This window comes from Flavobacterium sp. (assembly GCF_025352425.1).
Taxonomy (GTDB): Bacteria; Bacteroidota; Bacteroidia; order Flavobacteriales; family Flavobacteriaceae; genus Flavobacterium.
In genome coordinates, this window is record NZ_JANXTI010000016.1 from 1 (window position 1) to 14,557 (window position 14,557).

A 14,557-nucleotide genomic window follows, 5' to 3' on the forward strand; every position below is an offset into this window, starting at 1 on the left:
AATCTTTTGAAGGATTTAAAACAAGAATTTTAGCTAAAATAACAGCATTAACTTTGGTTCAATATATCAATAAATTCATATTTGATAGACCAATAAACAATATTAAAAATCAAATTATTTAATTACACCCAACGGGTTAAGGTTAGTATAAGCATTAGCAGGAGTTATCGCACCAGTTCCAACCTGAGCGTAAGTAAGCAGTTCGTGAAAAGTCACTACTGTAGTATTGGGATTAAGACCATTCAGAATTGCCGGAATCTGCGAACTCAGGTCAAAGGTTGCGAAACCGTCATTATTGTTATCACAGACAGCATAGGGAGGCATTGTTTCTGGTGGTTGTGCTGTAGCATAAAGTGCTAAAAATAAGAACAACAGGAGTATTAGTTTTTTCATATTGGTTTGGTTTAATTTTGAAAAGGAAACCAAATATACTGATTTTGAGCAAACTGCAACACTAAATCATACGAAATCGTCCGCAATTGCCTGAGCCAGTATAAATCCAGATGTCCACGCATTCTGGAAGTTAAATCCACCGGTAATCGCATCTATATTTACAATTTCACCGGCAAAGAAAAGATTCTCGTGTAGTTTACTTTCCATGGTTTTGAAGTTGATTTCCTTTAAATCGATACCACCAGCGGTAACAAATTCTTCCTTAAAAGTACTTTTCCCATTCACCTGAAATTCCCCATTTGTGAGTTGGTTTGCCAAATCAGTCAATTGCTTTTTAGAAAGGTCCGCCCATTTGGTTTCTGTCTCAATATGAGATGCCAAAACCAGGCTTTCCCATAATCTATTCGGAAAATCAAACGGAGATTTTTTGCTTACGGCTTTTTTGGCGTGTTCTTGTTTTAATTCTTTCAACGTATCCATCGCTTCTTTTAAAGTAACTTCGTTCAGCCAATTAACCTGGAGTATGAATTGATAATTTTTATCAAACAATTCTCGTGCACTCCAAGCGGATAATCGTAAAATTCCGGGACCGGACATTCCCCAATGGGTTATCAATAATGGTCCTGAAGCTTCAAGCTTACTGCCTTTTACCTTCACTTTGGCGAAAGCCGAAAGTCCCATTAAATCCTTGATTCGGGCATCTTTAATGTTAAAAGTGAATAGTGAAGGCACCGGTGAAACAATGCTGTGCCCAAGTTGTGTAAGCATATCCCATATTTTCGGATTGCTTCCGGTACTCATGATTAGTTTTTGACAGACGAATGTTTCGTGATTGGTTTCCACTTTCCAATAATCTTCTGCTTTGAAAATGGATTGAACGCTTTGACCCATCAAAACCTGGATTCCCAGTTTTTGCGTTGCCGAAAGAAAGCAATCGATAATGGTTTGGGAGGAATCCGAAATCGGAAACATACGTCCGTCATCTTCAATTTTCAATTCGACGCCATGTTTTTCAAACCAATCAATGGTATCTCCGGAACAAAACTGATGAAACGGCCCGCGCAATTCTTTTTCGCCACGCGGATAAAACTTCACTAAATCATTTGGTACAAAACAAGCGTGTGTCACATTGCATCTTCCGCCACCGGAAATGCGGACTTTTTCCAGGACGGTTTTGCCTCTTTCGAGAATGGAAACCTTTAGTTTAGGATTGTTTTCAACGATATTGATTGCCGTAAAAAAACCAGCTGCGCCGCCACCAACAATTATAATATCAAAGTTTGAGTTCATAATCTATCCGGAAAATCTGTAATGATACCATCAACGTTTAACGATTTGGCAAAGATAATATCTTCCGGCTCATTGATTGTCCATGGATAGACTTTAAAATTTTTGGATTGCATCGGTGCTACGTTTTCTGCGTTAAGCAAATGATAATAGGGGTGAATGGAATAGGCTTTTATAAATTTGGCGAAAGCCATTGCCAAAGCTAAATCGGTGATTGTCAAAACGCCAATTCTGATTTTATCATTCAGAAAATGAACTTGCTGCAATGCGTTCCAATCAAAACTGGAGACAATGAGTTGTTCGTAGTTCCAGTTTTTTTCAGCAACATACTGCCGGATAAGTTCAGCAACTTTATCCGCAGTATCATAAGCTTTGAGTTCAATATTGATGAAGCAATTTTTATTAACCAAATCAAATACGGATTCCAAAGTTGGGATGCCAAGCTGATTTAGTTCTTTTGCAGAGAAATCTTTTATTAATCCTTTTTGAGAAGTGGTCCTGTCGACAGTATCATCATGAATGACCATTATTTTTCCATCCAAACTCAAATGAACATCCAATTCAATGCCGTCAACGCCCAAATCAATTGCTTTTTGAAATGAAGCCAAAGTGTTCTCTGCCACATATCCTTTCGCACCGCGATGACCAATTTTGTGCATCTTAAAGTTTTTCTAATAAAAGAATATTAAAATCAGTATTGAATGTTACTTTTCCTTTGATAACAGTTGCCGTTTTTCCTGAATAAGTATCTTTGACTTGACTTCCGTTTTGAAAAATTGAACCAACCGAAATAGTTTTTACGCCTTTGGCTAAATCCAAACCAACCACAACCTTATCGTTGTAGTTCCTTTTAGTAAAAGTTCTGCTGAATACATAAGGTGAAGCCGAAATCTGTGTATGAACACCAGCGCCAACAGCAGGATGTTTTCTTCTGAACAAGCCTAATTTCTGCCAATGAGATACAATTTCTTTGGTCGCAGCATTATTGGCAATGTCATCCCAATTCATAAACGAACGCAAAGTGGCATCGCCTTGCGTACCTTCTACATCCAACGAGCGAGCACTTTCATCACCATAATATACTTGAGAAATCCCTGGCGCCAACAATAATTTGGTGCCGCTCTCAAAGGTTTTTTCTCTTTTCTTGTCAAACGGATAACTATCATCGTGAGACGAAACATAATTCATCACTGTGTTTCCTTTTAAATCATTTTGCAAAATATTGGAATACTTCGAAAACAGCTCTTCGTAATTCATTTTGGCTTCATTCCGAAAGTCGAAATTGATTAAACCCGTAAAACCATTTTCGAAATAGTTGACTTTTTTATCACCAAAGTCATAGAATTTTTTGTTTCCAATGTTATAGCCATAGACTTCGCCCACGGTAAAGAATCCATTGTTATCCAATGCTTTTTTCGGATTGTGTTTTTTGTATTCGGCGAAAGCCATATCACAAACTTTCTTAAAATCGGCCCAGACATCTTCTGTCGTGTGCTTGGCGGTGTCAACACGGTAACCATCAATTCCGAATTCCGTAATATAATCGGAAAGCCATTTCATGATGTAATATTTCGGGGCTCTTGGATATTTTGTTTTTTTGAAAAATGCATCAAGTGAAGCCATTTCTTTATCATAACGTCCTTCTTTTTTCCATTTGTTGGCTAAGAATGACGGCAGTGTTACATTTTCATTGCTCTCTGTTTTCACATCCGGAAGGTTGTCAACTAAAGTACAATTGATGTATGTGTCGTATGATTTATAAGTACATTTTGGCGAAGTTCTAACCCAATCATTCGGATAAACTGAATCTTGAGAAGTCACCGGTCCGGTATGATTGATAACTGCATCAAGCATAATCCTGATTCCTTTGGCATGCGCTTTCTGAACCAATTCGGCTAAATCCTTTTTGGTTCCAACACTTGGATCCATCGAACTCCAATCCCTTGTCCAATAGCCATGAAAAGCATAGGTAAATCCGGTTCCTTCATCAACACCATCGTGAATCTGCTCAACAATTGGCGTCATCCAAATCACATTGATACCAAGTTTGGTGAAATAACCTTCATCCAGTTTTTGAATGATACCACGAATATCTCCGCCTTCAAAACCGCGTAGTTTTCCCGTTGGTTTGTTTCGATTGAATGTGTGGTCATTGGTTTTATCGCCATTGTTAAATCGGTCTGTTACGATAAAATACACATTGGCACTTTCCCAAACGAAAGGAGTTTTTGGAGTTATATGCTTCTTCTTTTGAGCGAAAGAATTTCCACAAAATAAAATCATTACGATTAAGGTTATCTTCTTCATACTATTAATATTCAATTTTAACTTCCTGGGTTGTTCCTTTTGTCATTGTGACGTTTACCTGTAACGGTTCGTGAAAAGTTTTGTAAATCTGTTCCTGGCCATTCACAAAGATTCGTTTGGCTTTGATATTGTGGATAAGTACAGAAACGTTTTTGTCGGTTGAAGTATAACTCTTTCCCGTAGTTGTTGCTAATTTTATGACTAAAGATTTGCCATTATTTGTACTTGTAAAATTCAACATTTCGTATTGCCCTTTTTCAAAAGCATTCGGGGTTGCGCCATCATCATTGTATAATTTACCAGAAGAATTGGCTACGGTGGCATCAAAATAATAATGAAGATTGAAATTGTCTAATGAGTACTTCGATGTATTCTGAATCGTTTCAATCATCGGTATAAAACTCCCGCCGCGAACGAAAGTCGGAATATAATCTGAAGTCACTTTTACCGTTTCCGTTGTTCCGGCCAAGCGTTTTTCATTGGTGTAAAAATCAAACCAGTTATTGCTCTTTGGAAAATAAATAGATGTTGAAGTGACACCGGCTTTTGTAATTGGTGTTATCAAAAAGTCATTGCCCCAAAAATAAGTCCCCGCTACTGCGGTTAAATTTATATTATCAGGTTCTTCAAAAAACAGCGGACGCATTAGCGGTGTTCCTTTCTGATTGTTATCATAAGACAAGGTGTAATTATAAGGCAGTAATTGGTAACGCAATTCGACTTGTTTTTTGGCGCTTGTCAACGTTAGAATATCTTTTCGGGCTACTTCCGAAGCCACTTCTTCCTGCGCGTGCGGCCTGAAAATAGGATTGAAAACTCCATATTGCAGCCAACGCAAGTACAATTCGTTATCAAAATAATCGCCTGCAAATCCGCCAAGGTCAGAGTGCATATAGCCCAAGCCCTGCATTCCCATTTGAAGTGCAATTTCCATCTGGCTTTGTAATCCGCCCCAACTTCTGCTGACATCGCCGCTCCAGGGCACCATTCCGAAACGCTGGGAACCCGAATATCCGGCACGCATTAAAATAAAGGGTCTTTGGTTTGGAAAATCTTTTTTATAACCATCAGCTATTAACTTGGCCCAATTGTGTCCGTAAATATTGTGGACTTCATCCGCTTTACCAGCAGCAGTTAGTACTTTTGACGGAAAAACTTCGGGTTCGCCCAAATCGCCCCACATTCCGCCGGCACCTTGATTGATTAATCGTTTGTATACGTTCCAGAACCATGCTGCGCCTTCAGGTTTGAAAATATCAACAACGCTTGTATTTCCGAAATAGAAATCCCAGGTCGCAGGTTTATTGGTTTTATCGGTTACCAATACTTTTTTATCAACGGCTTCCTGCCATTTGGATGAGGTTGTCAGGATAAAAGGTTCTGTGATTAAAACGGTTTTAATTCCTTTGGCGTTTAAATCGGAAATCATTTTATCCGAATTTGGAAAATTGTCTTTGTCCCAATCCAGATTCCCCATTGTGCCTTTGATTGTTTTTCCGAACCAATATAAATCGAGTATTATTGCGTCGACGGGAACATTATTTTGTTCAAATTTTTTGATGGTATTTTCTACTTCTTCCTGCGAATGATATCCAAATCGACTTGAAAAATTCCCCAAAGACCAACGCGGTAATAAGGGTTGTTTCCCGGTTAAATCAGTATAATTGGAAACTAAATCTGTCCAATTATCGCCAACAATTACCTGATAGGTTTTGCGTCCGGAGATAGTTTCGTAAGTTAAGGTATTGTCTTTTTTGCTGTCCAAATCCAAATAACCAATGGCAGGATTATCAAAATGAACCGCGTATAACTTAGACGACATCACTAACGGAATACAGAAATTCATCAACTCGGCTTTGGTTTCATAACCATAATGCGCACGGTTGTATAATTGCAGACGATTGCCACGGCGGTTCATACCTAACGCTCGGGCACCGCCGCCATATAACGCTTCGGAATTGTCAAGATTGAAAGACAATGTTTCGGTGGAATCATTTACTTTAATATAGCCTGATTTCTCTGAAAAAAAAGCATTGTTGTTTTTGTAATAAGTAATCTTAAAAGGGTTTCTGTCGATATGAACAGTTATGGATTTGGTTCCTAATTCTAAATATTTTTTACTTTCGGTTTTACTAGTATTGAATTGGCGGTTATCAAAGACAACAGTATGTGATTGCGTATTTTGAGTTTGCCCGTTTGGTATGAATGAAGTCTCAATAATTTTATCAGAATACATTCGGAAGTAATAGTTACCATCGGTAACAGTTATTTGTAAATAGTCATCTTTCCATTTATGCGACTTGTATTTTCTGTTTGTGTTTTGTGCAAATGAAATAGTCGAAATCAGTAATAATAAAAGTAGCTTCTTCATCTTTTTTATTTTAATTCTAATACGAGAACAGATTTTCCTTCAATGGAAATATCATTTTTTAAGTCAACAGTTCTTCCGGAAAGAATGTCATTTCCGTTTTGATGATTCTGGATGCTCTCGGCAAAACGTTTGGTTTTAAAAGTTTGGGTTTGCGGATTGTTATTGATGACAACCATCACGCTTTCTGTTTCGTTGTAACGGAAATAAACATACACATTATTCTCCGGAACATAATGTTTCATCTTTCCGAAATGAATCACATTTTTTGACTTTCTCCAGTTGAATAATTTGACAGTGAAATCATAGAATTTATTTTGCTCTTCGGTTCTTCCTGCTTTGGTAAAGCTATTATTTGTATCGCCACTCCAGCCACCAGGAAAATCATGACGGATATCGCCATCGCCTTTGCCTTTGTCACCATCCATGCCAATTTCTGAACCATAATATAGCTGTGGTATTCCTCTAATCGTAGCCAATAAAGTCATTGCCATCTGGTATTTTTTGAAGTCTTTTTTATAGGCAGCGTTGAAACGATTAGTGTCGTGATTTTCAGCAAAAACCAACATATTATTAATGTTTGGATACAGAAAATCGTTGGTGAAATTATCATAGATTTTTATCATTCCTTTATCCCATTCGCCTTTGTCTTCATTGAAAACTGAACCCAAAGCATCGTGCAAGGTAAAATCCATTACGCTTGGCAAATAGGAATTGTAGCTTTCAATAGCGCCTATTTTACTGTCCTTTTGCCAATAGGCCATTTGTGCCTGATTGTGCATCCAGACTTCGCCAACAATGTTGAAATTTGGATATTCATCAAGTATGGCTTTTGTCCATTTCGAGATTCCGTCTTTGTCGTTATAGGAATACGTATCCACACGGAAACCATCCAAATCGGCGTATTCAATCCACCATATCGCGTTTTGAGTAAGGTATTTTAAAACCAAAGGATTCGACTGATTCAAATCGGGCATTGTGGGAACAAACCAACCATCCATACAGTTTTTGGTATCGATATCCGAAGCATTTGGATCAAACTGGGTTGTCATTCTGTAGTTGGATTGTGAATACCCCGGGAATTGGTGTACCCAATCATACGTCGGTAAATCCTTGTACATCCAATGCTGCCAGCCCCAATGATTCGTCACATAATCCATGATGTTTTTCATGCCGCGCTTATGTAATTCGGCACTCAATCTCAGGTAATCTTCATTAGTTCCGAAACGCGGATCAATTTTATACACATCAGATTGTCCGTAAGTGTGATAAGAAGCTTTGGCGTCGTTGTCTTCACAAAGTGGCGTTGGCCAAACGGCGGTTGCGCCCAGTTCTTTGATATAATCTAAATTGTTGATGATGCCTTCAATATCGCCACCGTGTCTTCCGTTTGGATTCTTTCGGTCTGCTTTTTCAGTAACCGAATTGTCGCTGTCGTTTTTCGGATTTCCGTTAGCAAAACGGTCAGACATTATCAAATAAATCATATCAGAGCTATCGTAGCCTTTTCGGAATTTGGAATTCTCCCTTCTTTCTTTAATTGAATAGTTTTTGGTAAATGCTACTTTGTTTTTGCTTTTGAAACTGAATGTCAATTCAGATGCTGCTGCATTTTTTGTATCGATAGTTACAAAAAGATAGTTTGGATTCTCCGTTTTTTTGATGTTTTCGATGGCGATGTTATTTGATATGGAAACATCATACTGCGAGATGTTTTTGCCATAAAACATAATCTGAACGCTGGACAAATTCATACCGGCATACCAAAATGGCGGTTCAACACGGTCAATCTGTGCGAAAGCGGTAACAGAGAATAAAAAAAGGAAAATTGTTTTTTTCATGATTAAACCATTAAGGTATTAAAATTCATTAAGATTTATTCGTCAGATAATCTAGTGAAGTATTCGTTGACCAATGGCTTTGTAGATTTAGTTATGTTGGTGGTATTGAAATTAATGAGTAAACCTTGTGGAATACTTAATAGTTTCATATAGGTCAATAATTTTGCCTCGTCTATTGGATGAAATTTTTCTACGGTTTTTAACTCAACAATGATACAATCATTCACTAATAGGTCTAATCTTAATGGATTTTCTAACTCTAAATCATAGTAATCAATTTCAATATTTATTTGTTGCTGAACATTGTAACCATTTTTCTCCAACTCATATTTTAAACATTCTTCATAAATTCTTTCTAATAAACCTGGACCTAATTTTTTATGAACTTTTATTGCATAACCAATTATTTCATAAGACAATTGAGTTATTTGTTTTTTAGTCATAGATATTTTTAGATAATTTAACCATTAAGGTATTAAGAAAATTAAGAGGAAAACTTAATATCTTAATGGTTATAATTTTTTAGTTTAACTTTAATTACACGGTTACCAAACTATTTGGCTCGACAGAAACAGCTGCTCCGTTTACGTAAACGGTAATTGGGTTTTCACCTTCAAGCACAAATTTGGTCTCTTTTTGGTGAACAGAAACTTTTAGGATTTGGTTTCTGAAATTGATTTTGAATGTAAAACCATTCCATTCTTTTGGAATTCTTGGCTCAAAATGTAAAGTGTCATTTTTGACTCTCATTCCACCAAAACCTTCTACTATACTCATCCAGGTTCCGGCCATAGAGGTAATATGTAAACCTTCTTCGACTTCTTTGTTATAATCATCCAAATCTAAACGGGAAGTACGTAAATAAAAAGTATAAGCTTGTTCCATTCTGCCTAGAGTTGCTGCCTGAATTGAGTGAACGCAAGGGGAAAGCGAACTTTCATGAACCGTGAATGGCTCGTAAAAATCGAAATGCTTTTCTAATTGTTCCCTGCTGAAATGATCTTCAAAGAAATAAAAGCCTTGAAGCGTGTCAGCCTGTTTGATATATGGCGAACGAAGGATTCTGTCCCAAGACCATTTTTGATTGATAGGTCGTTGTGATTTATCCAGATCGTGGACTTTTACCAATTCCTTATCTAAGAAGCCATCTTGTTGCAAATAAACATCGTGCTCTTCCGAAAATGGAAAATACATATGGTCTGCGACTTTTTTCCAGTGAACAATTTCCGTAGCGTCTAATTTGACTTTGCTAATGATTCGTTTAAAATCGGAACTATATTCCTTTTCTACACGCTCAATTTGTTCAATGGCATAATCGATGCACCATTTGGCCAAGTAATTAGTATAGAAATTATTGTTTACGTTGTTTTCGTATTCATTCGGACCTGTAACTCCAAGAATCACGTACTGATTTTTATTTGTAGAAAACGTTGCTCTCTGATGCCAGAAACGGGCAATTCCGATAAGGACTTCCAACCCTTTTTCAGGAATATAAGAGTAATCGCCCGTGAATCGGTAATAGTTGAAAATGGCAAAAGCAATAGCGCCATTTCGGTGGATTTCCTCAAAGGTAATTTCCCACTCGTTGTGGCATTCTTCACCATTCATCGTAACCATTGGATACAAGGCAGCACCATTTGTGAAACCTAACTTTCCGGCATTTTCAATGGCTTTATCTAATTGATTGTAGCGATACGCTAAAAGATTTCGAGCTACCTGCTGGTCTTTGGTTGCCATGTAAAACGGAATGCAATAGGCTTCCGTGTCCCAATAAGTGGAACCGCCATATTTTTCTCCGGTAAATCCTTTTGGGCCAATATTCAAACGGGAATCTTTTCCTAAATAGGTCTGATTTAAATGGAAAATATTGAAACGAATTCCTTGTTGCGCCTTCACATCGCCATCAATAGTGATGTCGCTCATTTCCCAGATTTTTGCCCAGGCAGTAATTTGGTCATTCAATAATTGGTCGTAGCCGATTGTCAATGCTTTTGCAATTACATTTTGAGCGGCAACCTGTGTGTTTTCGTGATTCATGGAAACGGTATAACCGCCCAATTTTTGTATGGAAGCTGTTTGATTCTTTGCTGCGAAAATTTCATAAGTAAACTGAACTAGATCTTTAGATGTCTCAACATTTGACGGAGAAAGTTTCAGGTTTTCAGCATTTAAAAAAATACTGTTTTGCATAAAAGTAGTTGCCGTGAAATGCGTTTTGAAAGTTCTTGCAGTTACAAACGCTTCGTTTGCGGAATGTTTTACCTCTAATGGCTCCCAAAATTTTTCTTCCCAATTGGCATCTTCATTATGAACTCCGGCATCAACATAAGGTTTAAAGACTATTTTGGCATCATTATTAAGCGGAGTAATTTCATAATTGATCACACCAACTTCATCTAAATTTAGGGAAAGAAAACGACGGACGTTTACTGAAATCTGAGTTCCATTTTGCAAGGTTGCTTCAAAGGAACGGTTGTAGATTCCTTCTTTCATATTCAATTCGCGACGGAAGTTTTTCACTTCTTTGCAGGCAGCTAAATCAAGATTTTCGCCATTGATTCCAATGTGGATTCCAATCCAGTTTGGAGCATTTAGTACTTTGGCAAAATATTCGGGATAGCCGTTTTTCCACCAGCCCACTTTAGTTTTATCAGGATAATAGACTCCAGCAATATAACTTCCCTGGAATGTTTCGCCCGAGTAGTGTTCTTCAAAATTGGCACGTTGGCCCATGGCACCGTTTCCAATACTGAATAAGCTTTCGGAAGATTTAACCTGGTCTAAGTCAAAACCTTCTTCTATGATTGACCAATTGTCTGGTTTGATGTAATCTTGATTCATTTTATTTTTCTTTTATCATTCAATTTTAGTTTATGAACGCTTCAATAAAAGAAGTATCCATAAAGGTAAAATCTTTAAAATTGTATTTTGCTTCCTTCAGAACTCTCTCATCTCCAATTCCGATACTAGTCATGTTCGCAATATTTGCGGCTTGGATTCCTGCTACGGCATCTTCAAAAACCATGGAGTTTTCATTGCTTGTATTCAATAATTTTGCACCTCTTATAAAAACTTCCGGATCTGGCTTTGCATTGGTTACATCATTTCCGTCTACAATGGCATCGAACATATGCAAAATTTTGACTTTTTCAAGTATGGGCCTTGCGTTTTTACTTGCCGAACCCAATGCGATTAATTGATTTTTCTCTTTGATAAACTCTAAAATATTTAGAACCCCAGGAAGAATTTCTGTTTCGTTCATGTGTTCAATATAAGAGAGATAATCTTCGTTTTTTTGTTTCAGCCATTTATCTTTGTTTTCCTGGGAAGCTTCAATATTTCCAAGCTTCAAAATAATATCCAAAGAACGGACACGGCTGACTCCTTTTAATTCCTCGTTGTGTTCCGGTGTAAATTCGATACCTAAATCCGCGGCTATTTTTTGCCAGGCTAAAAAATGATATTTAGCGGTGTCAACAATTACGCCATCCAGGTCGAAGATGAATGCTTTTTTATTCATTTTATCCTATGATAACTTTTTTGTCGTTTATTAAAAAATTGCATAATCCTGCAATAACAAGTGCTATGCCTGCTAACATCATCGGTGCAATACTGCTTTTGCTGATTATCCCTGACAGGAAATTAATACCCCCTAAAGCGGCGATGATTTGTGGAATTACAATGAACATATTAAAAAGCCCCATCATCATTCCCATTCTTTTTTCGTCAACAGAACTAGACAGCATAGCGTATGGCATCGAAAGTATACTTCCCCATGAAATTCCAATTAGGATGAATGATACGTTCAGAAGAGCTGCATCTCCTATACCCATTAAGAGAAAACCAGCACCTCCTGCAATTAATGAGAACATGTGGATTATGCGCCTGTTTACTGTTCGTTTCGCGGCATAAAAAGTAAGCAGCAATGCAAAAGCCATAGAAGATAGTCCGTAGATTCCCATCGCTGATCCAACATTGTCTGCGGCTGTTTGGTATGCCGTATTTGCTACATTAAATGCTTGCTCCTGTGCAGGAATTGTGAAATTATAAGCTTCTTTATCAGGTGCGGGTGCTTTATAAACATAATCTGTAAGCGCTGGTGTAGCCATACTCCACATAGTAAAAAATGCAAACCAACTGAAAAACTGAATTAGTCCAAGTTTTTTCATAGTAGTTGGCATATTTTTAATCGAGTAAGATAAGTCATGTATAAATCGGTTTTCCTTTTTCTCGCTCTTGAAAGCTTCAATATCGTCTGGTGGATATTCCTTGGTTTTCATCACCGTATAAAGAATACTGATAAGGAAAACCAGTGCGCCAATACCAAAGGCTATTTTTACATATTCAGGGACAATCCCGGGAGCAGGTTCATCGGTAAACCCCATTCGGCTCACCAGCCAGGGAAGATTGGATGCTATCCAAGTTCCAATACCAATGATTAGTGTTTGAAGGACAAATCCATAGGAACGCTGGCTTTCAGGAAGCTTGTCCGCAACCAACGCCCTAAATGGTTCCATGCTGATATTAATGGAGGCATCAAGAATCCATAGAAAACCCGCCGCAACCCATAGTACTGACGAATAGGGAACAAAAAATAAGGCAAATGAACTTAATATCGCACCCATTAAAAAATAGGGCTTTCGTCTTCCGTATTTTGGATGCCAGGTATTGTCACTTAAATATCCAATTATGGGTTGAACAATTAAGCCTGTTAGCGGGGCCGCTACCCAAAGGGCAGGAATGTCATGAGGATCAGCCCCAAGTGTTTGAAAAATTCTGGACATAAATCCGCCCTGAAGGGCAAATCCGAACTGAATACCAAGAAATCCAAAACTCATGTTCCAAACTTCCCAGAACCCTAATTTACGCTTTTCCATTATCGTAATTTAATGATTTATAATACGATAAGCGTGATGCTTATCAAAACTTATTTTTGTTTTCGAAGTAAAAGTGTAAGCTTTGATAATTGGTTGTAAATATATAAAAGTTTTTAGATACTCAGTTTTTTTATAAAAAAAGATTTTTGTTTTATCTTATCTATTTTACACTCCTCATACACTATCCATACACTATCTATGCTTTATCTATGGAGTATCTATGTATTAAAGCTTTTAAAAATAATAGCTATGAGGTTGATTCTCTTTCCACCAATTCAGTTTCTATCACTTCGGTGCTGTATTGTTCATCTTCTTCGTCCTCAGCTTCCAATCTTTCGATAAGCATTTTTGCGGCTTTTCCTCCCATTTTGATTCCATTTTGACTAACAGTTGATATGCTTGGGGTGGAATATTTTGAAATGATTCCGTCTGTAAAACCAATGATGGAGAGTTCTTCCGGGACTTTAATATTTAGCTTTCGAGCTAATTTAATGGCGGTTACGGCAAAAATTTCATTTACTGCAAAAACGGCATCCAAATCATTATTAGTCAATAAGTTTTCAATTAAAGGTTCAAAATTTTCGATATCTTCAATTTTGAGAATTAAATTCTCATCAACCTCTATATCATTATTTTTTAATGCCTTAATATAACCCTGAGTTCTTAGTTTGCCAACACTAACGTAGTCGACCGTTGTTATTAAAGCAATTTTTTTAAACCCTTTATCAATAAGAAACTGGGTTGCATTAAAAGCGGCTAAACCATCGTCGATTATTACTTTATCGCATAAAATATCATTGGTAACTCTGTCAAACATGACTACCGGCATTCCCTGATTAATAACTTCTACGATATGATGGAAATCCTTCTTTTGTTGGGTTTCTTTTGAGAGTGATATAATGAACCCGTCAATGCTTCCGTTGGCTAACATTTCCATGTTAAGCACTTCTTTATCAAACGATTCGTCCGATAGGCAAACTAAAACATTATACCCATTTTCATTGGCTACATTTTCTACTCCGCTAATAACAGTTGCAAAAAAATGATGGATAATTTCAGGAATAATAATACAAATTGTCTTTGTTTTCCTATTCTTTAGGCTCAGCGCTATATTGTTAGGTTTATAGTTGTACAGTTTAGCAAATGCCTGAATTTTTTGTCTGGTGTCTTCGCTAATTTCCAAGCTATTTTTAAGGGATTTGGATACGGTAGATATTGACACGTCTAACTCTTTAGCGATTTGCTTTAACGTTACTTTTCTTTTCATGTTAAGAATTTGATAAATACTAATTTCTGAATAAAGGTATAGGATATTTTTTATTTTGTCAATTTTAGTGTTAAATAATCATTGTTGTCCGATAAAAGTAAATAAAAAAGAAGCCATAAAAATGGCTTCTCAATTAAAATCGTAATTTAGAGTTGCAAAAATTCAAATAACGATGAGTAAAAGTAATTATTTTTCTAGTAAATCTGTTTTCGGACAG

General features: G+C 37.0%; 11 protein-coding genes and 1 pseudogene. 1 reads left to right on the plus strand and 11 read right to left on the minus strand.

Annotation, left to right across the window (positions count from 1 at the left end; genetic code table 11):
* Positions 1-122 (plus strand): annotated as a pseudogene (locus tag Q0Q99_RS02055) (IS982 family transposase); the annotation flags it as partial.
* On the opposite strand, the gene Q0Q99_RS02060 reads toward Q0Q99_RS02055, so the two are convergent.
* The 11 genes from Q0Q99_RS02060 to Q0Q99_RS02110 all read right to left on the minus strand — a co-directional run bounded on the left by Q0Q99_RS02060 (position 115) and on the right by Q0Q99_RS02110 (position 14,358).
* Positions 115-393, minus strand: a complete 279-nt coding sequence (locus Q0Q99_RS02060; protein ID WP_293890697.1) for a hypothetical protein — start codon at positions 391-393, stop codon at positions 115-117. The pseudogene Q0Q99_RS02055 and the gene Q0Q99_RS02060 overlap by 8 nt on opposite strands.
* A gap of 66 nt (positions 394-459) precedes the next feature.
* Positions 460-1,683: an NAD(P)/FAD-dependent oxidoreductase gene (locus Q0Q99_RS02065; protein ID WP_293890700.1), complete on the minus strand. Its 1,224-nt coding sequence runs from the start codon at positions 1,681-1,683 to the stop codon at positions 460-462.
* Complete coding sequence (locus Q0Q99_RS02070; RefSeq protein WP_293890703.1) at positions 1,680-2,339, minus strand: glycerophosphodiester phosphodiesterase family protein; 660 nt, start codon at positions 2,337-2,339, stop codon at positions 1,680-1,682. The genes Q0Q99_RS02065 and Q0Q99_RS02070 overlap by 4 nt, the downstream gene beginning before the upstream one ends.
* A gap of 1 nt (position 2,340) precedes the next feature.
* Positions 2,341-3,987 carry an alpha-amylase family glycosyl hydrolase gene (locus Q0Q99_RS02075; protein WP_293890706.1) on the minus strand — a complete coding sequence of 549 codons (1,647 nt, stop codon included), beginning with the start codon at positions 3,985-3,987 and terminating at the stop codon, positions 2,341-2,343.
* Positions 3,988-3,991: 4 nt separating this feature from the next.
* Entirely contained in the window at positions 3,992-6,358 is a 2,367-nt protein-coding gene (locus Q0Q99_RS02080) for a TIM-barrel domain-containing protein (protein ID WP_293890709.1), read from the minus strand.
* Between the two features lie 5 nt (positions 6,359-6,363).
* Positions 6,364-8,196, minus strand: a complete 1,833-nt coding sequence (locus tag Q0Q99_RS02085; RefSeq protein WP_293890712.1) for a glycoside hydrolase family 13 protein — start codon at positions 8,194-8,196, stop codon at positions 6,364-6,366.
* A 35-nt stretch (positions 8,197-8,231) separates the two neighbouring features.
* Complete coding sequence (locus Q0Q99_RS02090) at positions 8,232-8,639, minus strand: GxxExxY protein (protein ID WP_293890715.1); 408 nt, start codon at positions 8,637-8,639, stop codon at positions 8,232-8,234.
* A 94-nt stretch (positions 8,640-8,733) separates the two neighbouring features.
* Positions 8,734-11,037 (minus strand): glycoside hydrolase family 65 protein, encoded by a 2,304-nt coding sequence (locus Q0Q99_RS02095; RefSeq protein WP_293890717.1) that lies wholly within the window; start codon positions 11,035-11,037, stop codon positions 8,734-8,736.
* Between the two features lie 25 nt (positions 11,038-11,062).
* Positions 11,063-11,716: a beta-phosphoglucomutase gene (pgmB, locus tag Q0Q99_RS02100; RefSeq protein WP_293890720.1), complete on the minus strand. Its 654-nt coding sequence runs from the start codon at positions 11,714-11,716 to the stop codon at positions 11,063-11,065.
* 1 nt (position 11,717) lies between these two features.
* Entirely contained in the window at positions 11,718-13,073 is a 1,356-nt protein-coding gene (locus Q0Q99_RS02105) for an MFS transporter (RefSeq protein WP_293890723.1), read from the minus strand.
* A gap of 247 nt (positions 13,074-13,320) precedes the next feature.
* Positions 13,321-14,358, minus strand: a complete 1,038-nt coding sequence (locus Q0Q99_RS02110; RefSeq protein WP_293890726.1) for a LacI family DNA-binding transcriptional regulator — start codon at positions 14,356-14,358, stop codon at positions 13,321-13,323.
* Positions 14,359-14,557 lie beyond the last annotated feature (199 nt).

What these genes read in the sequence shown, in the direction of transcription:
- Q0Q99_RS02060 (WP_293890697.1), bottom strand. Translation starts at nt 393, where the DNA reads ATGAAAAAACTAATACTCCTGTTGTTCTTATTTTTAGCACTTTATGCT.
- Q0Q99_RS02090 (WP_293890715.1), bottom strand. Translation starts at nt 8,639, where the DNA reads ATGACTAAAAAACAAATAACTCAATTGTCTTATGAAATAATTGGTTAT.
- Q0Q99_RS02065 (WP_293890700.1), bottom strand. Translation starts at nt 1,683, where the DNA reads ATGAACTCAAACTTTGATATTATAATTGTTGGTGGCGGCGCAGCTGGT.
- Q0Q99_RS02080 (WP_293890709.1), bottom strand. Translation starts at nt 6,358, where the DNA reads ATGAAGAAGCTACTTTTATTATTACTGATTTCGACTATTTCATTTGCA.
- Q0Q99_RS02085 (WP_293890712.1), bottom strand. Translation starts at nt 8,196, where the DNA reads ATGAAAAAAACAATTTTCCTTTTTTTATTCTCTGTTACCGCTTTCGCA.
- Q0Q99_RS02070 (WP_293890703.1), bottom strand. Translation starts at nt 2,339, where the DNA reads ATGCACAAAATTGGTCATCGCGGTGCGAAAGGATATGTGGCAGAGAAC.
- Q0Q99_RS02105 (WP_293890723.1), bottom strand. Translation starts at nt 13,073, where the DNA reads ATGGAAAAGCGTAAATTAGGGTTCTGGGAAGTTTGGAACATGAGTTTT.
- Q0Q99_RS02075 (WP_293890706.1), bottom strand. Translation starts at nt 3,987, where the DNA reads ATGAAGAAGATAACCTTAATCGTAATGATTTTATTTTGTGGAAATTCT.
- Q0Q99_RS02095 (WP_293890717.1), bottom strand. Translation starts at nt 11,037, where the DNA reads ATGAATCAAGATTACATCAAACCAGACAATTGGTCAATCATAGAAGAA.
- pgmB (WP_293890720.1), bottom strand. Translation starts at nt 11,716, where the DNA reads ATGAATAAAAAAGCATTCATCTTCGACCTGGATGGCGTAATTGTTGAC.